23 protein-coding genes are annotated in these 22,524 nt (G+C 44.7%); 10 read left to right on the forward strand and 13 right to left on the reverse strand.

What is annotated here, in order from left to right:
* The first annotated feature begins 26 nt into the window (after nt 1-26).
* Nucleotides 27-1,964, forward strand: coding sequence for a RecQ family ATP-dependent DNA helicase (locus AC6R16_RS06535; RefSeq protein ID WP_500673929.1), 1,938 nt, complete (start codon nt 27-29; stop codon nt 1,962-1,964).
* 12 nt (nt 1,965-1,976) lie between these two features.
* On the opposite strand, the gene dinB is transcribed toward AC6R16_RS06535, so the two are convergent.
* Nucleotides 1,977-3,041: a DNA polymerase IV gene (gene dinB, locus AC6R16_RS06540; protein WP_500673930.1), complete on the reverse strand. Its 1,065-nt coding sequence runs from the start codon at nt 3,039-3,041 to the stop codon at nt 1,977-1,979.
* Between the two features lie 155 nt (nt 3,042-3,196).
* Here dinB and AC6R16_RS06545 point away from each other — a divergent pair, with 155 nt between their 5' ends.
* Complete coding sequence (locus tag AC6R16_RS06545; RefSeq protein WP_500673931.1) at nt 3,197-4,411, forward strand: GGDEF domain-containing response regulator; 1,215 nt, start codon at nt 3,197-3,199, stop codon at nt 4,409-4,411.
* Nucleotides 4,412-4,484: 73 nt separating this feature from the next.
* On the opposite strand, the gene nqrM is transcribed toward AC6R16_RS06545, so the two are convergent.
* From nqrM to bolA, 9 genes are all read right to left on the reverse strand, one after another.
* Nucleotides 4,485-4,718 carry a (Na+)-NQR maturation NqrM gene (gene nqrM / locus AC6R16_RS06550; RefSeq protein WP_004744900.1) on the reverse strand — a complete coding sequence of 78 codons (234 nt, stop codon included), beginning with the start codon at nt 4,716-4,718 and terminating at the stop codon, nt 4,485-4,487.
* A 21-nt stretch (nt 4,719-4,739) separates the two neighbouring features.
* Entirely contained in the window at nt 4,740-5,744 is a 1,005-nt protein-coding gene (locus AC6R16_RS06555; protein ID WP_500641559.1) for an FAD:protein FMN transferase, read from the reverse strand.
* A gap of 190 nt (nt 5,745-5,934) precedes the next feature.
* Entirely contained in the window at nt 5,935-7,161 is a 1,227-nt protein-coding gene (gene nqrF, locus AC6R16_RS06560; protein WP_500641558.1) for an NADH:ubiquinone reductase (Na(+)-transporting) subunit F, read from the reverse strand.
* A gap of 33 nt (nt 7,162-7,194) precedes the next feature.
* Nucleotides 7,195-7,791, reverse strand: a complete 597-nt coding sequence (nqrE, locus tag AC6R16_RS06565; protein ID WP_004744903.1) for an NADH:ubiquinone reductase (Na(+)-transporting) subunit E — start codon at nt 7,789-7,791, stop codon at nt 7,195-7,197.
* Nucleotides 7,792-7,798: 7 nt separating this feature from the next.
* On the reverse strand, nt 7,799-8,431 hold the full coding sequence (locus AC6R16_RS06570; protein WP_004415330.1) for an NADH:ubiquinone reductase (Na(+)-transporting) subunit D: 633 nt from the start codon (nt 8,429-8,431) through the stop codon (nt 7,799-7,801).
* Complete coding sequence (locus AC6R16_RS06575; protein WP_004744904.1) at nt 8,431-9,201, reverse strand: Na(+)-translocating NADH-quinone reductase subunit C; 771 nt, start codon at nt 9,199-9,201, stop codon at nt 8,431-8,433. Before AC6R16_RS06575 ends, AC6R16_RS06570 begins: the two co-directional genes overlap by 1 nt.
* The gene (locus AC6R16_RS06580) at nt 9,191-10,435 is read right to left on the reverse strand and encodes an NADH:ubiquinone reductase (Na(+)-transporting) subunit B (protein ID WP_500641557.1); all 1,245 of its coding nucleotides are present in this window, start codon (nt 10,433-10,435) and stop codon (nt 9,191-9,193) included. The genes AC6R16_RS06575 and AC6R16_RS06580 overlap by 11 nt, the downstream gene beginning before the upstream one ends.
* Before the next feature lie 5 nt (nt 10,436-10,440).
* On the reverse strand, nt 10,441-11,781 hold the full coding sequence (locus AC6R16_RS06585; protein WP_500641556.1) for a Na(+)-translocating NADH-quinone reductase subunit A: 1,341 nt from the start codon (nt 11,779-11,781) through the stop codon (nt 10,441-10,443).
* 434 nt (nt 11,782-12,215) lie between these two features.
* Nucleotides 12,216-12,524, reverse strand: coding sequence for a transcriptional regulator BolA (gene bolA, locus AC6R16_RS06590; protein WP_500641555.1), 309 nt, complete (start codon nt 12,522-12,524; stop codon nt 12,216-12,218).
* 138 nt (nt 12,525-12,662) lie between these two features.
* On the opposite strand from bolA, the gene AC6R16_RS06595 reads away from it, so the two are divergent.
* The 4 genes from AC6R16_RS06595 (at nt 12,663) to AC6R16_RS06610 (ending at nt 16,435) form a co-directional block, all read left to right on the forward strand.
* Nucleotides 12,663-13,793, forward strand: coding sequence for a methyltransferase (locus tag AC6R16_RS06595; protein ID WP_500641554.1), 1,131 nt, complete (start codon nt 12,663-12,665; stop codon nt 13,791-13,793).
* Between the two features lie 62 nt (nt 13,794-13,855).
* On the forward strand, nt 13,856-14,425 hold the full coding sequence (locus AC6R16_RS06600) for a YajG family lipoprotein (RefSeq protein WP_004744909.1): 570 nt from the start codon (nt 13,856-13,858) through the stop codon (nt 14,423-14,425).
* Nucleotides 14,425-14,970 carry a peptidylprolyl isomerase gene (locus AC6R16_RS06605; protein WP_171322998.1) on the forward strand — a complete coding sequence of 182 codons (546 nt, stop codon included), beginning with the start codon at nt 14,425-14,427 and terminating at the stop codon, nt 14,968-14,970. The genes AC6R16_RS06600 and AC6R16_RS06605 overlap by 1 nt, the downstream gene beginning before the upstream one ends.
* Before the next feature lie 73 nt (nt 14,971-15,043).
* Nucleotides 15,044-16,435 (forward strand): AmpG family muropeptide MFS transporter, encoded by a 1,392-nt coding sequence (locus AC6R16_RS06610; protein WP_500641552.1) that lies wholly within the window; start codon nt 15,044-15,046, stop codon nt 16,433-16,435.
* A 55-nt stretch (nt 16,436-16,490) separates the two neighbouring features.
* Here AC6R16_RS06610 and AC6R16_RS06615 read toward each other — a convergent pair whose 3' ends face one another.
* From AC6R16_RS06615 to AC6R16_RS06625, 3 genes are read right to left on the reverse strand one after another with little or no spacing between them, the layout of a single operon-like run.
* Nucleotides 16,491-17,153, reverse strand: coding sequence for a ChrR family anti-sigma-E factor (locus AC6R16_RS06615; protein WP_500641551.1), 663 nt, complete (start codon nt 17,151-17,153; stop codon nt 16,491-16,493).
* A gap of 1 nt (nt 17,154) precedes the next feature.
* Nucleotides 17,155-17,733, reverse strand: a complete 579-nt coding sequence (locus AC6R16_RS06620; protein WP_500641550.1) for a sigma-70 family RNA polymerase sigma factor — start codon at nt 17,731-17,733, stop codon at nt 17,155-17,157.
* Between the two features lie 57 nt (nt 17,734-17,790).
* Nucleotides 17,791-18,372: an LON peptidase substrate-binding domain-containing protein gene (locus AC6R16_RS06625; protein WP_500641549.1), complete on the reverse strand. Its 582-nt coding sequence runs from the start codon at nt 18,370-18,372 to the stop codon at nt 17,791-17,793.
* A gap of 344 nt (nt 18,373-18,716) precedes the next feature.
* Between AC6R16_RS06625 and AC6R16_RS06630 the strand changes: the two genes are divergently transcribed.
* From AC6R16_RS06630 to csdA, 4 genes are all read left to right on the forward strand, one after another.
* Nucleotides 18,717-19,493 carry an outer membrane protein OmpK gene (locus AC6R16_RS06630; RefSeq protein ID WP_004744916.1) on the forward strand — a complete coding sequence of 259 codons (777 nt, stop codon included), beginning with the start codon at nt 18,717-18,719 and terminating at the stop codon, nt 19,491-19,493.
* A 105-nt stretch (nt 19,494-19,598) separates the two neighbouring features.
* On the forward strand, nt 19,599-20,486 hold the full coding sequence (gene panE / locus AC6R16_RS06635; protein ID WP_500642209.1) for a 2-dehydropantoate 2-reductase: 888 nt from the start codon (nt 19,599-19,601) through the stop codon (nt 20,484-20,486).
* Complete coding sequence (locus tag AC6R16_RS06640) at nt 20,486-21,085, forward strand: DJ-1 family glyoxalase III (RefSeq protein ID WP_500641548.1); 600 nt, start codon at nt 20,486-20,488, stop codon at nt 21,083-21,085. The genes panE and AC6R16_RS06640 overlap by 1 nt, the downstream gene beginning before the upstream one ends.
* Entirely contained in the window at nt 21,085-22,296 is a 1,212-nt protein-coding gene (gene csdA, locus AC6R16_RS06645) for a cysteine desulfurase CsdA (protein WP_500673932.1), read from the forward strand. Before AC6R16_RS06640 ends, csdA begins: the two co-directional genes overlap by 1 nt.
* Nucleotides 22,297-22,524 lie beyond the last annotated feature (228 nt).

The raw sequence follows: 22,524 nt of genomic DNA on the forward strand, positions 1-22,524 counted from the left end.
CAGAAGAGAATAGTAGGAATCGCCTGATGGATAGTTCACCTCACCAGACAGCCATAGCACATATGCTTAAACACACATTTGGCTTCGATAGCCTAAGGGGTGGACAGCAACAAGCGATTGAGACCATTTTAGACGGACGCTCGTGCGCAGCGATTTTTCCTACCGGTTCAGGCAAGTCTTTGTGCTATCAATTACCTGCTACCCTGCTGCCAAACCTGACTTTGGTCGTCTCCCCTCTTCTTGCGCTAATGAAAGACCAACTCGCTTTTTTACACAGCAAGCAAATACCCGCCGCTTCAATCGATTCGAGCCAAAGCCGCGAAGAGACGCTGCAAGTGATGGAGCAAGTTAGGCGTGGTGAGATTAAAATCCTAATGATCTCTGTTGAGAGACTGAAGAATGAACGTTTTCGTCAGTTTATCTCTCAAGTGGCGATATCACTGTTGGTTGTCGATGAAGCACACTGTATTTCAGAGTGGGGACATAACTTTCGTCCAGACTACCTAAAGCTACCTCAGTACCTAAAAGAATTTCAAATTCCTCAAGCATTGCTGTTAACGGCAACAGCGACTCAGTCGGTTATTGAAGATATGCGCGATAAGTTTTCGATCGCTGAGCAAGATCTGGTTGTGACTGGCTTCTACCGAGCAAACTTAGATATTAGCGTTGTTCCTTGTGAAGAGGACGACAAAGCAGAGCAGTTGCTCAACCTTATTGGCCCTGAACCCACCGCACCAACGGTGGTTTATGTGACTTTGCAACAGACCGCAGAAACGGTTGCTAAACAGCTGCTCAAAGGCGGCGTCAATGCTCACGCGTATCACGCAGGGATGAAACCCGATATCCGTGAATCGATCCAAGACCAATTTATGCGCGGTGAGATTGATTGCATTGTTGCCACTATTGCATTTGGCATGGGCGTTGATAAATCGGATATTCGCCGTGTCATCCACTTTGACCTGCCAAAATCCATCGAGAACTATGCTCAAGAAATTGGTCGAGCTGGTCGAGATGGCAAGCAGTCTCAGTGTATTTTGCTCGCCAATCAAAACGGACTCAGCACGTTAGAAAACTTTGTCTATGGCGATACTCCTGAATTAGGCGATATTCACTCTGTACTCGAACAAGCATTAAGCAACAGTCCACAGTGGGAAGTGGTCCTTTCAAGATTGTCTGCGGAAACCAATATTCGTCAACTGCCATTAAAAACGCTGTTGGTTTATATGGAGATGGCTGGTGTTATACAAGCCAAGTTTAGTTACTTTGCCGATTATCGATTCAAATTTATCAAAGACAAGCAATTTATCATCAATCAGTTTGACCCAGCTCGTCAGCAATTTGTATCCGCTCTGTTTGATTGCTCAAGCCAAGCAAAGATCTGGTGCCAGGTCGACTTTGATGCTTTATGGAATAACTTTCAAGGTGAACGACACCGCGCAGTTGCCGCCCTCGATTACTTTAATGAAAAAGGTTGGATAGAGCTCGAAAGCAAGCTGATGACCGAGGTCTATACAGTAAACAAACCCGAGCAAAGTCTAGAAACGCTGTGCCAAAGCTTGTGGTCACTGTTTAAAGATAAAGAACGTAGCGATGTAGAACGAATCCACAATCTGCTTAGCTACTTTCAATCTGAGCAATGTTTAAGTGCAGGGCTCGCGCACTATTTCGCAGACTACAACTCCCCTACTGAATGCGGTCATTGTAGTGTTTGTCGTGGCGCCATCGCGACTCTGCCTCAGCCTATCGTAGAAGAGTACAACCCTGAGCAGGTATCAACGTGGTTAAAGGCGCTCGAAGATAAAGCCAAAGGAAAACTCTCACCTCACCTTCAAACTAAGTTTCTTTGCGGTATCACCACGCCACTGTTCACTAAGATCAAAGCTCGCTCTTTGCCTGGATTTGCCAAACTGGAATCGACGCCATTCGCTGATGTTCTAGCGCAAATCATGCACATAGAAAGCTAGAGACAGTTAAGACTAAAAGAAGCTAAGTTGTTTCGCCTGTTCTTCCGGTTTAAGCATTACATTTAACCCCAACAGGCGGATCTCTCTGCCCTGTTGGCGCTTCAAAATATCACTCAATAACTGTTTAAAATATTCCAGTTCAAGCTGCGGGTGAATATGTTCAATAGTGGTTAATTGGAAATCAGCGAACTTCAGCTTGATTCCTTGCTTAATGATAGCTTTTTCAGAAGACGCTTTTTCTAAACGTTTTTCGAGTTCAGGGAATAGCTTTTCTTCAATGACCTGCCAGCACTCCTGATAGGTAGAAATGTTTTGGCTAAAGGTTCGCTCAACGCCAACCGATTTGCGCTCTCGCTCTACCACGACTTCACGGTTGTCGATACCGTGGCTCTTATTCCATAGTGAAGCGCCCAAGCGACCAAACTTAAGCAGCAAATCGCGATAGTTACTCTTTTTTATGTCTTCGCCTGTATAGAAACCCGCTTGGTGCAATTTTTCCAAACTTACTTTGCCAACGCCTGGTATTTTCTCTAGAGGGAGTTTATCAACCACCTCTTGAACCCTCTCAGGCGGAATCACAAATTGTCCATTGGGTTTGTTCATATCAGAAGCAACTTTAGCTAAAAACTTAACTGGAGCAATTCCAGCCGACGCGGTTAGCGAAAGTTCATGCCAGATGTCACGACGTATTGCTTCGGCTATCAAAGTGGCAGAGCCTTGGCACTGTGTACAGTCTGTAACATCTAGGTAGGCTTCATCCAGAGATAAAGGTTCAATCAATAACGTGTAACGAGAAAAGATGTCTCGGATCTGTTTTGATACCTCTTTGTAGACTGGCATCCTACCAGGAACGACAAGTAACTTTGGGCATAATTGCAATGCGCGAGCGGTTGGCATGGCGCTACGAATACCATATTTCCTTGCCTCATAGTTGCAGGTACTTAGAACACCACGCTGTTTTTCATGACCACCTACGGCAAGTGGTCGTCCACGATAAGAGGGGTTGTCCCTCATTTCTACCGCAGCATAAAAACAGTCCATATCGACATGGATGATTTTTCTCACTTTTTCGCTCATCGTCACCGACAAATAAACTCACAAACAACTGTGTATAGATACAGTTTAATTTATATTATTGAGTTCTCATAGGGAAAATTGTCGATCAATTACCCGTGCAAGATCGATAGATGGGTTTATTATTAAAACTATAGCGACAAATAAGAGGCACGACTTTGAACAATAAAGTATTGGTTGTGGAAGATAGCCGTGCGTACCAAAACTACCTGACACAGCAGTTAACCGCTATTGGTTGTCAGGTTTATAGCGCCGAAACCCTAGCTGAAGCCAAGCATATCCTGCAGCAACACCGAGAGTTCCGCTTTGCCGTTTTAGACTATTGCTTACCTGATGCTCAAGATGGAGAAGTCATCGACCTCGTACTGGAGCACAAGCATAAAGCCATCGTCCTTACGGCTACGTTCAATGAAGATGCCAGAGAGCGTTTTCTCGCAAAAGGCGTTGTCGACTACCTGCTGAAAAATAGTATGGCTTCAGTTGCTTACCTAATTCCTCTCGCTAAACGACTACTCAACAACGATAAGCATCACGCTTTGATCGTTGATGATTCTCCCACCGTTCGTGCACATGTTACCCAGCTATTAGAGCACCAGTACATAAAAACGACTCAAGCGGAAAATGGCCAAATCGCACTAGAAAGGTTAAAGCAAGATCCTACCATTACCTTTGTGATTACAGATCATGATATGCCTGAAAAAGATGGCATCAAGATGATCCAAGAAATACGTCAATCTTATGACAACAATAGTTTGGGCATCATAGGCTTATCGGGCAGCAACTCTAAAACCCTCACAGCTCAGTTTCTAAAAGCAGGTGCCAATGACTTTTTAACTAAACCTTTTAATCAAGAAGAGTTTTATTGCCGGGTACATCAACTGCTAAACATGAAAGAAGCGACTGAAGAGCTGTATCAGCTCGCTAACCAAGACGCGCTTACGGGGTTATGGAACCGACGCTTTCTGTTTGCACAAGCTTGCTCCACGTGTACGGCTCGTAGTATCGCTATGCTCGATATTGACCACTTCAAGGCAGTTAATGATACCTACGGCCATGACGGGGGAGATGCTGCACTAAAGGTCATTGCCAATATCTTAAAAATCTATTTCCCTGATGACGTAGTGGCGAGATTCGGTGGCGAGGAGTTTTGTATTCAGTCTCACATCCCTTTTGATGACTTTATTACCCGGATTGAAAACGTACGGTTACGGATAGAAAAAACTTTGATTAAGCATAACTCTAATACCATACAAGTCTCTGTCAGTATTGGCGTTTGTAGTAACCGAGAAAGTTTAAATGACCAGATAAAGCTGGCAGATGACAGACTATACGAAGCAAAAGCAGCGGGAAGGAATTGTACTGTTTACAGCTAACCATAAGATCATTCTTGTAGAAACAAAAACACCGACGTTATGTCGGTGTTTAACTTGAAATATTGCGCTAACATTAGGCGATACGATCTTTTTCCCATGCTGCCAGCTTTTCAGCTCTAGCCGCTTCACGCGCTTCACGCTTTTTACGTGCATCACATGGTTCAGGGCAATTACATACTTTGTCGATACCAACTGCACCAAGACCGCCACAGCTGCCTTTTACGACTTTCTTTTGGATGATATAGCCGATTGACATAGCAGCAATCACAGCCATAAACACACCAAAGGTAATTAGAAATGTACTCATAATGACATGCTCGTAGTTTTATTATTGATTCATAAATGGCTTGTAAGCTTCAGAAGCTAACTCTTTGAAGCCATCTTGGGTTTTAACAATCATAAACGCAGGAATGTTGTTTTCGTTGGCCACCTGCATACCTAGCTCTTCACCAAGAACCATAAGGCCAGTCGCCAAGCCATCTGCCGTCATGGATGACTTATCCAATACAGTCACTGAGACCACTTTATGGCGAATAGGCTTACCCGTTTGTGGGTTGATGATATGTGAGTATCGTACGCCATCTCGCTCGAAATAAATACGGTAATCACCCGATGTCGCCACCGCCATATCACCTGGCTCAATAATCTCCTGAATAGCACGTTCGTCAGTTGATGGTTTTTCAATTGCGATACGCCATTTCACGCCTTCACGATTTAATCCTTTCAGGCGCATTTCACCGCCGACTTCAACCATGAAATTCTCAACACCTTGAGATTGAATGTAGTCCGCAACCACATCCACACCCCACCCCTTTGCAATTGTCGATAGGTCGACATAAAGGTTAGGAATATCTTTTTTAAGTGTATTACCTTCAACAGAAAGGTGTTCAATACCCGTCATCGCTTTGCGCGCTGCCAGCTCATCATCGGTAGGGACGACTTCAGGTCGAGCTTCTGGACCAAAGCCCCACAGGTTAACCAATGGACCTACCGTCACATCTAATGCACCTTGAGTAAGACCGTTTAAACGGATTGCTTCTTTCACCACAGTGACTGTTTGTGGAGACACTTCGAACGACTCCGAAGTTTGCAATTGGTTAAAACGACTCAACTCTGAATCTTTGCGGTAAGTCGACATCTGGTCATTGACCTCTTCAAGCAGTCGATCGACTTCTTGCTGAAGCACCTCTGGTGAAGGGATACCCTCCGCTGAGATGTATTTAATGTTATAAGTTGTCCCCATTGTTGGGCCACTTAGATGAACCTGCTCCGCGGGCTTTTCACAGCCAGCTAAAACGAGTAGAGAAGCAAATGCAACAAGCCATTTTTTCACTTGTTAGACTCCTTAAATTCGAAACGGGAATAGCACATACGTTTTATATAGAACGCATCGACTATTACCACTCTTTAAAAAATAATGGCTGACTTAAAGCAGTCAGCCATCTTAGAGACGTAATTTCAAGTAGTTGGAGTTGTAGCTCGGAAGATTAACTCATCAAACTACAGCCCCAACTTACCGAAATTTAACCACCGAAGTCATCCAGTAGGATATTTTCGTCTTCAACACCGAGATCTTTCAGCATGCCGATAACAGCTGCGTTCATCATCGGTGGACCACACATGTAGTACTCACAATCTTCAGGCGCTTCATGATCCTTCAGATAGTTTTCGTACAGTACGTTGTGGATGAAGCCTGTGTAACCATCCCAGTTATCTTCTGGCATAGGGTCAGACAGTGCACAGTGCCACACGAAGTTCTCGTTTTCAGCTTGTAGGCCGTCGAAATCTTCTACGTAGAACATTTCACGCTTAGAACGCGCACCGTACCAGAAAGACATCTTACGAGTAGAGTTTAGACGCTTAAGCTGATCGAAGATGTGCGAACGCATTGGAGCCATACCAGCACCACCACCAACGAAGACCATCTCGTTGTCTGTGTCTTTCGCGAAGAACTCACCAAATGGACCAGAAATAGTACACTTGTCGCCTTCTTTAAGAGACCAGATGAACGAAGACATGATACCTGGCGGTACTTCAGGATTATTAGGCGGCGGCGTAGCGATACGCACGTTCAGCATAATAATACCTTCTTCTTCTGGGTAGTTAGCCATAGAGTAAGCGCGGATTGTTTCTTCGTTAACCTTAGACTCGTAGCGGAACAGGTTAAACTTGTCCCAATCTTCGCGGTACTCTTCTGGTACATCGAAGTCAGCGTATTTCACGTGGTGAGCAGGAGCTTCAATCTGGATGTAACCACCAGCACGGAAAGGTACTGATTCGCCATCTGGAATTTGTAGCTTAAGCTCTTTGATGAATGTTGCTTTGTTATCGTTAGAGATAACTGAACATTCCCACTTCTTAACGCCGAAGATCTCTTCAGGAAGTTCGATGTCCATGTCAGTTTTCATTGCAACCTGACACGCTAGACGCTCACCTTCACGCGCTTCACCTTTAGTAATGTGGTCAAGCTCGGTTGGTAGAATGTCACCACCACCTGATTTAACTTTTACGCGACACTGGCCACATGAGCCACCGCCACCACAAGCAGAAGATACGAATACACCAGCACCAGCTAGAGCACCCAGAAGCTTACTGCCTGGTTGTGTAACGATCGCCAGATTTGGGTCGTTATTCACAGAGATTGTAATGTCACCTGATGGTACTAGTTTAGATTTAGCGAATAGAATCACTAAAACTAGCGCCAAGATAATCAGGGTAAACATCACTACACCAAAAATAATAGTATTCATGACTATTCCTTTAATTGCTGCCGTTTACCCGACTTACAGTTGAACACCAGAGAAAGACATAAAGCCTAACGCCATTAGACCAACTGTGATGAACGTGATACCAAGACCACGTAGACCTGGAGGTACATCAGAGTACTTCATCTTCTCACGAATACCTGCAAGAGCAACGATAGCTAGCATCCAACCCACACCTGAGCCGAAGCCGTATACTACTGACTCTGCGAAGTTGTAGTCACGTTGTACCATGAAAGATACACCACCGAAGATCGCACAGTTTACTGTGATCAACGGTAGGAAGATGCCTAGCGCGTTGTACAGAGGTGGGAAGAAACGGTCTAAGATCATTTCTAGAATCTGTACTAGAGCCGCGATTACACCGATAAAGGTAATGAAGTTTAGGAAGCTAAGATCCACACCTTCAAGTAACGCATTCTCTTTAAGAACTAGGTTGTAAAGTAGGTTGTTCACAGGTACTGCAACAGTCAGTACGAAAACAACGGCAACGCCAAGACCGAAAGAGGTCTTAACTTTCTTAGATACAGCAAGGAATGTACACATACCTAAGAAGAACGATAGTGCTAAGTTTTCGATGAAAATCGATTTAACTAGCAAGCTAATGTAGTGTTCCATGACGTCCTTACTCCTTCGCTTCTACTTGCTCTGGTTTCAGAATACGGATTGCCCAGATAAGGAAACCGATTAGGAAGAATGCAGATGGTGCTAATAGCATCAGACCGTTTGGCTGGTACCAACCACCATTGCTCACTAGAGGTAGAACTTCCATGCCAAATAATTTGCCTGAGCCAAATAGCTCACGGAAGAAACCAACAGTGATAAGAACGAAACCGTAACCAAGACCGTTACCAATACCATCAATAAGTGATGGAAGAGGCTCAGACTTCATTGCGAATGCTTCAGCACGACCCATAACGATACAGTTCGTGATGATTAGACCTACGAATACCGATAGCTGTTTAGAGATATCGTATAGGTAAGCTTTAAGCACTTGGTCTACCACGATTACTAGAGATGCGATGATCGCCATTTGAACGATGATACGCACACTGTTAGGAATGTGGTTACGGATGACTGAAACGAAGAAGTTAGACAGTGCAGTTACAAAGATAACCGCTAGTGTCATTACAAAAGCCGTTTCTAGTTTAGTTGTTACTGCCAATGCAGAACAAACACCAAGAACCTGCAGCGCGATTGGGTTGTTATCCAATACTGGCGCTAATAGGCTCTTCTTAACGTTTTGTGCGCTAGACATTAGTTCAGACCTCCGTCACGAACTTTTGCTAGGAATGGACCAAAGCCCATGTCGCCTAACCAGAAATCAAATGTACCTTGAACACCGTTACCTGTTAGTGTCGCACCTGATAGGCCATCAACACCGTGTTCAGAACCTGCTGGAGCGCCACCTTTAACAATCTTGATTGCTGGTTTGTGGTTCTCATCAAACAGTTTCTTGCCTTCAAACTGAGCACGCCAAGAAGGGTTCTCAATTTCACCACCAAGTCCAGGAGTTTCACCCTGTTCGTAGTATGTGATTGCAGAGACAGTGTTACCGTCAGTTTCTACTGCAACAAAAGCGTACATCATTGACCATAGACCTGTACCGTGAACAGGTAGGATGATCTTAGATACTGCGTCGCCATCTTTCACTAGGTAAATAACACCCGTGTTTGCGCGACGTAGGATCTTCGCTTTGTCTTGGTCAGCGGTTAGCTTGATAGACTCAGCAGGATCTTTTGCAGCTTTACGTTGGTCGTACGACGCAGCGTCACCTTCAACGAAAGCACCGGTATCGAAATCAACTAGACGAGGCTCGATGTACTCAGCGAATAGCTCTGGTACTTTCTTGCCTGTAGCGTCGATACCTGCAACTTCAACGATCTTAGTTTGCTTATCTAGTACAGCGTTAGCTTTTTGTTTGTCACGTAGACCTACAGCTGCTGTTGATACGATGATTGAACAAACAAGGCTCAACCCGATAACAACACCCAGCGTCTTTTTAATGCTGTCGTTATTACTTGCCATAGCGTGCTAGTCTCCGCTTGATGTTCTTCTCGATAACTACATGGTCGAACAGAGGTGCAAACAGGTTCGCGAATAGAATCGCCAGCATCATACCTTCTGGGTAAGCTGGGTTTACTACACGGATTAGTACACACATCACGCCGATTAGCGCGCCGTACCACCATTTACCTTTGTTAGTAAATGAAGCGGATACTGGGTCCGTTGCCATAAAGAACATACCGAATGCAAAACCACCTAGAACTAGGTGCCAGTGCCATGGCATGTTGAACATTGGGTTAGTGTCAGAACCGATCACATTGAACAGAGTTGCTGTTGCAATCATACCGATCATCACACCTGCAATAATGCGCCATGATGCAATTCGCATGTATACGATCATTGCTGCACCGATCATTAGAGCCAGTGTAGAAACTTCACCAATAGAACCAGGAATGTTACCGATGAAAGCGTCCATCCAAGTGATTGGAGCGCCTGTCACTGTATTCACTAGTGCACCGTTACCACCTTGTGCCCATTGGCTAAGCGCCGTTGCACCAGAGAAGCCATCAGCTGCAGTCCAAACTACATCACCTGAGATTTGCGCAGGGTAAGCGAAGAATAGGAATGCACGGCCAGCAAGTGCTGGGTTAAGGAAGTTACGACCCGTACCACCAAAGATCTCTTTAGCAACAACAACACCGAAGGTAATACCTAGCGCCGCTTGCCATAGAGGAAGTGTTGGTGGAACGATAAGTGCAAATAGGATAGAAGTAACAAAGAAGCCTTCGTTAACTTCGTGCTTACGCACCATACAGAACAGTACTTCCCAGAAACCACCAACGATAAAGACCGTTGCGTAGATAGGTAGGAAGTAAGTTGCACCTAGGATCATCTTACTGCCAACGCCTGCATCGGCGGCTAAAGTGCCCCCAAGCATTTCCGTTAGCCAGTAGTGCCAGTTGCCAGCAACTACAGCTGCTAGCTGATCACCAGCATACATGTGATTAAGTGCTGCGATAGCTTGGCCACCCGCGTTGTACATACCCCAGAACATTGCTGGGAATACAGCGAACCAAACCATGATCATGATACGTTTTAGGTCAACGCTATCACGAACGTGCGAGCTTTTTTTCGTTACTAAGCCTGGCGTGTAGAAAAGTGTTGCTGCTGCTTCATATAAAGCGAACCACTTCTCATGTTTACCACCTGGCTCAAAATGATGCTCGATGTCTTCAATAAACTTTTTAAGAGCCATGAAAATTACCCTTCCTTCTCGATGGTATCTAGGCATTCACGAAGGAGTTCACCGTACTCGTACTTACCAGGACACACAAAGGTACACAGTGCTACGTCTTCTTCGTCTAGCTCTAGCGCACCCAGTGCTGCTGCACTGTCAGTATCGCCTGCACATAGATCACGAAGTAGCAGAGTCGGTTCCATATCTAATGGCATAACACGTTCGTAGTTGCCGATTGGAACCATTGAACGATCACTACCGTTAGTGGTAGTTGTCATGTTGAACAACTGACCTTTAAAGATATGACCAAGGAATGAGCGAGTCACAGAGAACTTGTTCTTACCAGGCATCGCCCAGCCAAACAGTTCTTTTTCACGGCCTTCACGTAATACAGAAACCTGTACGTGGTAACGACCTAGGTATGCGTGAGGACCAATTGCATGAGTACCAGTTAGTACTGAACCAGAAATCACACGAACTTCACCAGGCATTAGCTCGCTGTCCGTTACGTCATCAAGGCATGCACCTAGAGATGTACGAACTAGACGAGGGTTATTCACTACTGGGCCAGCCAGAGAAATAACACGGTCAGTGTAAAGTTCACCAGTTAGGAACAACTTACCGAAGGCGATAACGTCTTGGTAGTTGATACTCCACGCCACATTTTCTGCATTCACTGGGTATAGGAAATGCATGTGGGTGCCAGCAAGACCTGCTGGGTGAGGGCCATCAAATACATGCTCTTCAACATTTGATTGAGAAGAACGAGGAAGACTTGTGCCAGATTTACATACGTAAACCTTGCCATCAGTCAGAGTTGAAAGCAGATCTAAACCTGCAACGAACGCTTCTTGTTGCTCATTGATGATCAACTCAGGCTGAGCCGCCAATGGATTGGTATCCATAGCAGTAACGAAAATAGCCTTAGTAGAAGATTCGATTGCTGGAACCTTGCTGAACGGACGAGTACGTAAAGCGGTCCAAAGGCCTGATTCAACTAGTTGAGTTTTCACCGCTTCACGGTCAAGACCTGCTAGTTTATCAGCTTCAAACTTATCGAATGTCACCTGCTCTTCACCTGCCACTTCAATCACTACAGATTGAAGTACACGCTTAGCACCACGGTTAATCTCGATCACTTTACCAGCTGCTGGTGAAGTAAATTTCACACCTGGGTTCTTCTTATCTTCAAAAAGAACTTGAGCTTTCTTTACTTCATCGCCTACGCGGACATGCATAGTAGGACGCATGCCGACGTACTCTTCGCCAAGCAAGGCGACTTTTTTGATGGTCTTACCATCATTAATCACCTGGGTAGGAGTTCCTGCAACAGGAAGGTCCAAACCCTTCTTTATTGTAATCATACGCACTTGCACTACTTTTATCGGGAAAAAGATTCTTTGTTTGCGTAACTTTTAGACACGACACTAGTGTCCGGTTTTGGTGAAGTTTTAAACACCAAAATCGCAACATCCTATTAAAAATCTCGCTACAAGAATTAAGCGGGATTTATCAGGTGCGGTAGTCTATCATCTTTTTAGAAGGTGATGCCATGATGAATGCTATGATTAACAGAGATATTTCGAGTGAATAGGGTTTAAAAGGCGATAGAATAGTCATAACTTTGAGCCACCGCACAAACATAAATCCGCACCCTAATTCCTATTTTTCTAATTCATTCACATCGTGAAACATTCTGTTTTAAAACTAACCATTGCATTTATTTGTTTCTACCTTGTTAACATCTAGACTATCGCTACCAATAAAAAGGGTAGCAAACGCTACCCCTTTTTGTGACTTATTTTGAACCGCCTAAACACATCGGGCTATCTGGCGCGAGCTGATTCTGCTCTTTCCATTCATCAGCCGTATAGGTGTGCATAGACAAAGCATGAATTTGGTTGGCTAACTCTTCAGCAAGCACTTGATTTACTTGGCGGTGGCGTGCAATCAAACGCGCCCCTTCAAATACTTCACTGACAATAACCACCTTAAAATGGCTTTCTGAGCCTGGCGGTACATTGTGCATGTAACTCTCATTGACGACGTTAAGGTAGTCAGGGCTAAAGGCTTCAGTCAGTTTGTTTTCAATAACTTCTTGTATCATCGGTTTTTACCATCAGATATGAACAACTTTATAAGGTTAGATAATAATCGCCTCTATCATAAAGCTAAAGGTTTTAGTTTCCTCTCCTCTCCGGTTTTGCGACAATTTAGCGATTAACGACTAGCTAGCATTCCAAATATGAAAACTGAGCTTACTTTGCACGAGCGTACTCTTTCTTTGTACCGATACCCAAAAAGAAATAATGAAACCCTGCAAGCATGGGATGCTGGAGACGAATATCTCATCAATCATGTTGAAGAGTTAGAGCTACCAAGTAATCAGAACATTCTGATTATTAACGATCACTTTGGCGCTCTGAGTTGTTGGTTTAGTCAACGCCATCAAGTCACTTTGATGAGTGACTCGTTTATCTCTCATCAAGGTGCAAACGCTAACCTTAAAGCAAATGGCTGCCCGACGATCAATTACTTGACCACGATGAGTCAGATTCCAAGTAAGGTCGATTTGGTGCTGTTTCAGTTACCTAAGAGTAATCGCCACTTAGTCTGGCTACTCAGTCAGCTGCACAATACGCTAGATAGCTCAGTCCCTGTGATTGCTGTCAACAAGGCCAAAGAGATTCACTCTTCAACACTGAAATTGTTCGAAAAACACCTTGGCGAAACCAAGACATCGCTAGCTTGGAAAAAACATCGCCTTGTCTTTAGCTATGCCAACAGTCAAACACCAATTAAGGTCTCCCCTGACACTCGTTGGTCTGTTGATAACGAACAGATTGAGCTAAACAATCTGCCAAATGTTTATTCTGGAGAGAGTCTAGATCTTGGCGCTCGCTTTATGCTTGAACACTTACCACAAAATCCTCAACTAAAACACGTACTCGATTTAGGCTGTGGTAATGGCGTGTTATCCGTAAAAATGGGCCAACTGAATCCTCAGATAAAACTGACCTGTGTCGACGAGAGCTTTATGGCGGTAGAATCCGCGCAACAAAACCTTATTTCAAACCTAGGAAAAGAGAGAGAAATCGACTGCATCGCCAACAACTGCCTCGATGGAATGCGGGCGCAAGATGTCGATCTAGTGATGTGTAACCCCCCTTTTCATCAACAACAAGCAATTACGGATCACATTGCATGGCAGATGTTCTGTGATGCAAAGCAAATTCTTAGTGTCGGTGGACAATTATTAGTTATCGGTAACCGTCACCTCGGCTACGATGGAAAACTATCTAGGCTGTTTGGCAAGTCGAACGTAAAAGTTGTCGCTTCCAATAAGAAATTTGTTATTTTACAAGCGACTAAATAGTCCACTATTATCTGTCTATACGTTTCAGTAGGCTCGCAGAGTTAACAAGAAAGGAAATTACAATGAGAAAACTGGTTCTAGCCGCGTCAATGGCATTACTCACTGCGTGTTCGGCGCCGCAGCAAGAGCAAATCAACTTCATGCCTAAAGCGGTATTGAGCAACAGCGATATTGTTCAAGATGCAAGTTTTACTCTAACCAGTAAAGACATGCGTTCCGCTCAGTATGTTGCTTTAGTAGACAGTGGACGTTCAAACATTGAACCGATTCACTCTAAGCAAAATGTTCGCATCTCAATCGAAAACGCACTATTGGATCAGTTCAAATCACAAGGTTTCCGTAGCACTGTTAACAGCGAAAACTCCGTGGAAGTAGAAGTACAAGAAGCGCTAGTTTCGGTTAAGCACACCGTAATGGAAAACCAGATGGATGGAAAAGTCGTTCTGGAGATTACTGCGGAAACACCTCAGGGCAAGCTTGTTAAGACATACACGGGCACAGCAAAACGTACAGGTGCACTGAGCGCTTCAAACGAAGAGATCGAAGAAGTACTTAATGATGTCATCAACCTTGTACTTCAAGAAGTTTCTAACGACCGCGAACTTCAAAATTACATGCAGGAGCGATTCTAATGTGGAAAACAGCAATTGCCTCACTTGCGTTAGTTAGCAGTCTAGCATTTGCAGGTCCCAAGGTAGAATTCGAAACCAACCTAGGCTCTTTCACTGTTGAGCTAAACCAAGAGAAAGCCCCTATCACAGTGGCGAACTTTTTAAAGTATGTCGACGATGGCAGTTATGTCGGTTCTCAATTTCATCGCGTGATTCCCAACTTTATGGCTCAGGGCGGTGGTTTTGATAAAGAAATGAAGCCGCTAGCGACTTACTCGCCGATCAAAAATGAAGCGTCGAATGGGTTGAAGAACAATACGGCGACGATTGCAATGGCGCGTACCAACAACCCGAACTCTGCAACTCGTCAGTTTTTTATTAACTTCGTCGACAATAACTTCCTTGATTATGACCAACGTCCACCGGGTTACGCCGTGTTTGGTAAAGTAACTCAAGGTTTTGACGTAATTAAAAAGATGGGTAAAAAGCCGACCCACTCAGTAGGACGTTACCGTGATGTTCCTGTTGAGCCAATCATAATTACAAAAGCGACTCTTCTAAAATAATCCTCTTAGGCTCTAACCTCCACGGTTAGAGCCTTTCTTCTTGCATACCGGAAACTCAAACAAGGAATAGTGTATGTCTTCTGACTCCCCTTCACTGTCTTGGCGAGAAACAATTCAAAGCTACATGGATAAACGCCTGATGTGGGTGTTCATGCTTGGCTGTTCTAGTGGATTTCCCTGGGTATTGATTGGTTCAAACATGTCTGGCTGGCTCAAAGATGCTGGCTTGACTCGCGCAGCAATCGGCTACTTTGGTAGCGTTTTCGCTGTCTACGCGATTAACTTTCTATGGGCGCCACTGGTTGACAGGGTTCGTCTGCCATTACTGCACGCAATACTAGGGCAACGCCGAAGTTGGATATTCTTATGCCAATCCGTGGTGCTGGTTTGTACCTTGTTTATTGCGGGTGTTGACCCATCGCAAAACCTGATGCTCACTTCAATGTTAGCACTGGGTATTGCCATCTCGTCTGCGACTCAAGATATCGCAATCGATGCGTTTCGTATCGATACTTTCCCTAAATCAGAGCCATCAAAATTGCCACAGGCTTCCGCGATGGCAGTGATTGGTTGGTGGACGGGCTACTCTGTGCCTGGTTACCTTGCCTTTATAAATGCCGATTCCATTGGTTGGAATGGCGTTTACTACGGCATGGCCGCCATTGTCGCCATTCTAATGGTATTCACCTTGCTCGTCGGTGAGCCAAAAACGCAACGTGATTCATTGCAAGCCCAAGCGGAACAGCGCCATAGCAAAGTAGTTGGCAATCGTGCCGTGGCATGGCTAACTGTAACCGTGGTGGAACCGTTCTTAGATTTCTTCAAACGTAATGGCTTCCGTGTCGCACTGACACTACTCCTGTTTGTCTTCCTGTTTAAGATTGGGGAGGCTTTCCTTGGCCGAATGTCGATTACCTTCTACAAAGAAATTGGGTTTAGCAATGAACAGATCGGCTACTACTCTAAGCTGATTGGTTGGGGACTAACAATTCTGTTCACCCTAGTTGGCAGTATGGTCAATGTGAAATTTGGTATTGTGCGCGGCCTGATGATCGGCGGAATTGCCATGGCCTCCAGTAACCTGATGTTTGCATGGATCGCTAAAGTGGGGCCAAATGAGCAACTGTTCTTAGCCACACTCGTGGTCGATAACTTTACCTCAGCCTTCTCGACGGTCGCCTTTGTCTCCTTCTTGACCGTGGTAACAGGACAAGCCTTCTCGGCAACGCAATACGCCCTGCTTGCTTCGTTGGGTAACTTCGGTCGTACCACGCTGGCTTCTTTCTCAGGTGAGCTGGTCGATTACCTCAATGACTGGTCCACCTTCTTTATCTTGACCGCATTGATGGTGATTCCAAGCCTGATTATGCTCTATTCTCTAAGGCACTATTTTTCAGACATGTTGGATAAGGCAAGAGAACGAGATAAACAGGAATTGCAGCAGCAAAGTACAGAAAGTAATTGATCAAAAAAGGCTTGGTTCAAATAACCAAGCCTTTGTTCTTTTCATGTTGCCCGCACTAAGGATACATGCCTTTGCCAAATAGGTTGAATACTCTTGCTACTCCTTGGGTGAATAACATCGGCTCAGTGAGCACGGTCAAGCACAAGCAATCTTCGCCGGCACGTGTGAACGGGCTATGTTTCACCGAACCATCTTTAAGTAAGTAATCACCCACTTCATAATGACCATCCTCGTCACTAAACCCACCATGCAAAACTAATGTTGACTCTAAGCCTTTATGGGTATGCTGTGGAATGGTGACATCTTCTGCTATGTACATCAGATTAATTCTCGCTTGCTCGGAGATATCTATAGAAGCGCTATAGACCTTACCTCCGTAGCTTTTCCATTCACCTATTTTGTCTCTAAAGCGTGTTAGCGATAAAGGGAGTCGAAATGTTTTATCATTAACTTCGATAAAAGTTGGTAAGCGCGGAGGCCTCAACGGTTCACTGTTTTGCTCCAAGCATACAATCTGCTCGAACATTGACTCCAAATCTAAGTTGGAATCGACGCTTTCACTGGCCAGATCTTCCCCGCACTGCATTTCAAATTGCTGAACTTGCTGCCTACACTTTGGGCAACTCTCAATATGAGTGGCAATTGTAAAAGCACTCACATCATCGAGAATGCCTTGAGCATAAGCCTGCAACATTGATGTTTGTGGATGGTAACTCATACTACTCTGCCTCAATTGAATTGCGTAATTTCTCTACTGCTAATCGCAATCGCGACTTAACGGTACCTAGGGGTATATCAAACATATCTGCGACTTGCTGATGGGGAAGCTCTTCAAGGTAAACGGCTTTGACCACCTTCTTCTGCGCTTCGGGCAAAATATCTAGATACTTGATAATCTGCTGTTTTAACCGCTCTGTTTCTGGGGAGTAGTGCTCGACCATATCTGGCGGACAATAGTCGTTAGGCCAAATATCTTCTGAGTGAATATGAGCTTCTCTACCCTTTTGTTTGCGTAAGGTGTCAAAACAGAGATTACGAGCGATAGTGTAAATCCAAGTCGATAACGAGCTTTTACTCCCATCGAACAAAGCACCTTTTTGCCACACGGTTGCCATCGCTTCTTGAACAATCTCCAAAGCAACCTGTTCATTGCCCATGTGCCTGAAGGCAAACTGTTTTAAACGTGGGGAGAAGTGAGAAAACACCAAAGCAAAAGCTTGCTTATCTTGCTGTTTCACTTTCTCCATACAGGACGCCCAGTCATTTTTGTTAAAAGCTTGGGTATCTATGTTGGCCATTTCGATATCCTTAATAAAGCCCTTGAACCCACTAATACGTTTGGCAAACCTTTTGGATCACTGTGGAAGTTCATCGCCTAAGGTTTTAGTTAGAAAGTTGACAGCATCTGTACAATCTTTTTTCCCAACCAAACTGTCAAATTGCTGATTAGTGAGTGGTAGTATTTCTAACCAACGTTGGCTAACCCAACTGGCGTCATCAAAAAACTTCTGTTCGTAGAGGTCGCCAATATCGGGGAATTGCTGATAAACCCGGCTCAAATAATGGCAGATGGGCTCAACATCTTTATCAACAGTAGAATATTCCCAGCTTGGAAGCCACTTTACTCTGGCATATCGTAAACCATCAAATTCAACTCTAACGTGCTTAATCTCAAACTTGGTTAAACCAGTAACAGAAATCCCTAGCAAACCATCATCAAGCTGCTCAAAATCGATCACTTTAACAAGCGTTCCAACTTTAGATAACTCACTACCAGTTGGCTCCTCACTCTTTTCGAACAAGCACACACCGAATGTTCCATCGGATTTCATAGCTTGTGAAACCAATCTTTTATATCGCGGCTCAAAAATCCTTAAACGCATTTTTCCTTCCGGCAACACAAAAGAACTCAAAGGAAAAAGCATAATCTCAGGCATAAATGTAACTCCCTATCTTTTTATTAACAGTTACGTTACAACACACCGACCCGATCATTCACCGAATATGTTGAATACATGATAAGCATAAAAATTTAGGCCAACGTTTGCGTAATCGATACCTATATCACTTTCTGTGCAATGCAATGAAAGCTCCGTTACATTTAAAATTTTAGTCTGTTAATGAGATCTCGATCACCGGTTTTATGTTTTTTTACATTGGTTGCACATGGCTTTTGAGATTTTTATCGATATTATTCCCTCCCATAAAGCACAGCTAAGATTGTGCAACCAAGTAAATATCTACTGAATATTTAAATTAACAAACATAGAGAGTTCCCATTATGCGTAAATCACTTTTAGCTCTAGGTGTTGTTGCAGCGGTATCAGCTGTACCAGCACAAGCAGAATACTTATTCGGTTTCGGTGGCATGTATGTTGACTACCAAGCATGGAACCACGGTATCGGTAACGATAAAGACAACTTTGGCGGCGAAATCGAAGATCGCAACCAAGCGGTAATCGGTATTGAAGGTGGTGCGGTATTCGATTGGGGCCAAATCTACGGCTTCTACGATTACGAAGGTGTAGATCGTGCTGGTGATGACCGTGGTGCATCTACGAAAGGTACAATCCACTACAACCTAACTGACTCAGGTATCTCTCTATACGCTCAAGTATACAATACAGATACAGACAAAGGTTTCCACGAGCAAAACCGCGTGTTAGGTCTAGGTTACACAGGCCTTAAAGGCGATGGTTGGGGCTTCACTCCATTCATTGGTGTACACCAAATCAACTCTGGTGATATCAAAGGCAGCAACGGCGGTATGTTTGGCTACGTTGGTTACTACAACACAGATATTGCAGGTCAAAACTTCACCTTCTCTACTTGGAATGAGCTAGAATTTGCGCGCAACGATGCTTACTCTACGCTTCAAAGCACAACTGCAGGCTCTAATGAAAGCTCAGAAAGCTGGGGTCTAAACGGCAGCCTAAATGCAATGTGGAATGTGACGCAAAACTGGTCAACAGGTATCCTATACCGTTACACAGTTAACAAGCTTGCACGTAAAGATTACCAAGATCTTGTAATCTACCGCGTACAATACAACTTCTAATTGTTGATGTATTGACTAAAAATGGCACCTTCGGGTGCCATTTTTATTGCTTTCCCCTTCGCTGACATTATCCTTGGTGCAAAGTTCTCTATTTGCGAGCGTTCAGTGAATATTCTTATCCTAGGCCCAGGGGCGATCGGCTCTTTATGGGCAACCAAGTTTCAAGCAGCAGGGCACAATGTTTATCTCTGGTCGACTTCTGTCGAACCAAGACTCACCCTTCAACTTGATCAGCAATCGCCGCAAACCTTTTCTAACCACAACATAGCCGACGTTGAACGAGCAGACCTGATTCTTATTACGGTAAAAGCGTGGCAAGTTGACTCTGCACTGACCCCGCTGATGCCAAGCATCAGCCCAGATGCCATCATAGTGCTAATGCATAATGGTATGGGAACGGCTGAAGCCGTAGCGCAGAAAATGCCTAAAAACCCGTTGGTACTGGCCACAACCACCCACGGGGCGTATAAGCCAAGTAAACAACAAGTTTTGCATACTGGCATAGGGCAAACACAGCTCGGTGGTTTTAATTCACTTGGTACTCACTGTTCCTTTCTTGAAGAAGTCTTTACTCATGCACTTCCACTTACAGATTGGAATGACAATATTCACCACGCGCTTTGGACTAAGCTCGCGATAAATTGTGCGATCAACCCCCTTACGGCCATTCATCAAGTCACTAATGGTCAACTTGCCGAACAAGACCACCAACTTGCAATTAATGAGCTACTGGATGAAATCTATCAAGTGTTAGCCGCTGAACAAATACCGCTATCACGTGAGCAACTGTCGCAAACAGTCAATCAGGTAATAACAGCAACTGCTGCCAATCACTCTTCTATGCAGCAAGATATTTTCCATCGCCGCCCAAGCGAGATAGACTTTATTACTGGATACTTACTTGAGCGTGCGCAGCATCATGGCATCTCGACGCCCAAGAATCGCAAACTCTATCAAGCAATCAAAAACATAGAACAAAGTTGGAATTCATAATGACTAAAAAAGTACTCGTCCCAATCGCTCCCGGTAGTGAAGAAATGGAAGCTATTACCATCATAGATATGATGATTCGTGCGGGCTATCAAGTTGTTGTGGCTAGCGCAGACTTTGATGGCAACCTCACTATGAAAGCATCACGAGGGGTCACTCTTAGTGCTGATTGTAAGTTAGTCGACATTGCTGATGATGAATTTGATGCCGTTATTTTACCAGGTGGCGTTGGCGGCGCTGAGGTATTCCGTGATAGCACTGTTTTGGTCGAGATTGTACGTCAGCAGATGTACGAAGGTAAGTTGGTCGCGGCAATCTGCGCTGCACCTGCCTTAGTGTTAGCTCACCATGGCCTTTACTCAGAAGCTTTAATGACTTGTCACCCTAGCTTCGAAAGTCATATTGAAAAGAAAAACTGGCGTGTTAAGCGTGTGACCTATGATGTAAACCATAATTTGCTCACTAGCCAAGGGCCGGGCACCGCGCTCGAATTTGCGATGGAGATTATCATTAATTTATCTGGCAAAGCACACGCGTGGACGGTCGCAGAGCCAATGGTCACCATCCCTACCCTGCAATACCATAAACTGGGTGATGAATAATGTTCGACGCCACGCTTATTGCTGATCAGTTCCCCGCTTTAAAGCAACAAATTAATGACCAGAGACTTGTTTATCTTGATAGCGCTGCAACAAGTCAAAAACCTCAGAGTGTCATCAAGGCGATTTCTGATTACTACAGCCAGCAAAATGCCAATGTCCATCGTGGCAGTCATAGCTTGACTGCCAAAGCGACCAGTGAATTTGAGAGCGCACGCGAAACGGTCGCTAACTTTGTTGGCGCAGCATCGGCTAGCGAGATTATTTGGGCTCGCGGTGCAACAGAAGCCCTTAACCTGATTGCTCAAACTTATGCACGGGCAATGCTTAGCTCTGGTGACGAGATACTGGTTAGTGAAATGGAACATCACGCCAACATAGTACCATGGCAAATTGTTGCTGAGCAGACCGGAGCAAAAGTAGTCAAAGTACCGATGACTCAGGAATGTCAGTTTGACTTTGCCGCGTATCAAAAACTGATCACGGATAAAACCAAAATCGTTGCACTTGCCCATATCACCAATGTAACTGGAACAAGACAGCCTATCGAGCAAGTCATTGAACTTGCCCACCAACACGATGCCATTGTGGTTGTTGATGGTGCACAGGGAGTCGTGCACGAGAAAGTAGACGTGCAAAAACTTGGTGCGGATTTCTATGTATTCTCAGGGCACAAACTCTTTGCTCCTGCGGGGATTGGCGTGCTCTACGGCAAACTTAGCTTACTAGAGTCCATGCCGCCTTGGCATGGTGGTGGGAAGATGGTTGAAAAAGTCTCTTTCAGCGGCACAACCTTCACTGGCGTTCCAGGTAAGTTTGAAGCCGGGACGCCAAATGTGGCCGGAGCAATCGCTTTAGCTACCGCGATCAATTGGTATACATCATTAGATCAGGCCCTAGTTGAACAACATATCCACCAGCTTGTCGAACGTGCGCACCAAAAACTAAGCCAAGTCGAAGATGTGCAAATCTTAGGCTTTCAGAAAGGCGCATCAGTCATCTCTTTCATTATTGATGGCGTACATCATCAAGATGTCGCCACCTTGTTAGATCAGCAAGGTATCGCAGTGAGAGCAGGCAACCACTGCGCCCACCCGCTAATGGATGCGTTAGGTGTGAAAGGCACTATCCGCGCCTCTTTTGCGGTATACAACACCGTGGAAGACGTTGATAGATTAGTCGCTGCGGTTGAGAAAGCAGTGGATATGCTTTAGCGAGAAGCGAGAAGCGAGAAGCGAGAAGCGAGAAGCGAGAAGCGAGAAGCGAGAAGCGAGAAGCGAGAAGCGAGAAGCGAGAAGCGAGAAAGTTTGAAGGGTTGCCACATAGTATCAACCCTTTCAATTACAATTCAGAAAACTAACTCCAAAAAACACCTCATAGTGTCTGTGTTTTTAGATTCAATCATCGTAACTACTTCTCGAAGGACAAAGTCCGATCTAGAT

Source organism: Vibrio sp. R10-SG3-ISO10, from assembly GCF_059834185.1.

What these genes read in the sequence shown, in the direction of transcription:
- AC6R16_RS06535 (WP_500673929.1), top strand. Translation starts at nt 27, where the DNA reads ATGGATAGTTCACCTCACCAGACAGCCATAGCACATATGCTTAAACAC.
- dinB (WP_500673930.1), bottom strand. Translation starts at nt 3,041, where the DNA reads ATGAGCGAAAAAGTGAGAAAAATCATCCATGTCGATATGGACTGTTTT.
- nqrM (WP_004744900.1), bottom strand. Translation starts at nt 4,718, where the DNA reads ATGAGTACATTTCTAATTACCTTTGGTGTGTTTATGGCTGTGATTGCT.
- nqrF (WP_500641558.1), bottom strand. Translation starts at nt 7,161, where the DNA reads ATGAATACTATTATTTTTGGTGTAGTGATGTTTACCCTGATTATCTTG.
- nqrE (WP_004744903.1), bottom strand. Translation starts at nt 7,791, where the DNA reads ATGGAACACTACATTAGCTTGCTAGTTAAATCGATTTTCATCGAAAAC.
- AC6R16_RS06570 (WP_004415330.1), bottom strand. Translation starts at nt 8,431, where the DNA reads ATGTCTAGCGCACAAAACGTTAAGAAGAGCCTATTAGCGCCAGTATTG.
- AC6R16_RS06575 (WP_004744904.1), bottom strand. Translation starts at nt 9,201, where the DNA reads ATGGCAAGTAATAACGACAGCATTAAAAAGACGCTGGGTGTTGTTATC.
- AC6R16_RS06580 (WP_500641557.1), bottom strand. Translation starts at nt 10,435, where the DNA reads ATGGCTCTTAAAAAGTTTATTGAAGACATCGAGCATCATTTTGAGCCA.
- AC6R16_RS06585 (WP_500641556.1), bottom strand. Translation starts at nt 11,781, where the DNA reads ATGATTACAATAAAGAAGGGTTTGGACCTTCCTGTTGCAGGAACTCCT.
- bolA (WP_500641555.1), bottom strand. Translation starts at nt 12,524, where the DNA reads ATGATACAAGAAGTTATTGAAAACAAACTGACTGAAGCCTTTAGCCCT.
- AC6R16_RS06595 (WP_500641554.1), top strand. Translation starts at nt 12,663, where the DNA reads ATGAAAACTGAGCTTACTTTGCACGAGCGTACTCTTTCTTTGTACCGA.
- AC6R16_RS06600 (WP_004744909.1), top strand. Translation starts at nt 13,856, where the DNA reads ATGAGAAAACTGGTTCTAGCCGCGTCAATGGCATTACTCACTGCGTGT.
- AC6R16_RS06605 (WP_171322998.1), top strand. Translation starts at nt 14,425, where the DNA reads ATGTGGAAAACAGCAATTGCCTCACTTGCGTTAGTTAGCAGTCTAGCA.
- AC6R16_RS06610 (WP_500641552.1), top strand. Translation starts at nt 15,044, where the DNA reads ATGTCTTCTGACTCCCCTTCACTGTCTTGGCGAGAAACAATTCAAAGC.
- AC6R16_RS06615 (WP_500641551.1), bottom strand. Translation starts at nt 17,153, where the DNA reads ATGAGTTACCATCCACAAACATCAATGTTGCAGGCTTATGCTCAAGGC.
- AC6R16_RS06620 (WP_500641550.1), bottom strand. Translation starts at nt 17,733, where the DNA reads ATGGCCAACATAGATACCCAAGCTTTTAACAAAAATGACTGGGCGTCC.
- AC6R16_RS06625 (WP_500641549.1), bottom strand. Translation starts at nt 18,372, where the DNA reads ATGCCTGAGATTATGCTTTTTCCTTTGAGTTCTTTTGTGTTGCCGGAA.
- AC6R16_RS06630 (WP_004744916.1), top strand. Translation starts at nt 18,717, where the DNA reads ATGCGTAAATCACTTTTAGCTCTAGGTGTTGTTGCAGCGGTATCAGCT.
- AC6R16_RS06640 (WP_500641548.1), top strand. Translation starts at nt 20,486, where the DNA reads ATGACTAAAAAAGTACTCGTCCCAATCGCTCCCGGTAGTGAAGAAATG.
- csdA (WP_500673932.1), top strand. Translation starts at nt 21,085, where the DNA reads ATGTTCGACGCCACGCTTATTGCTGATCAGTTCCCCGCTTTAAAGCAA.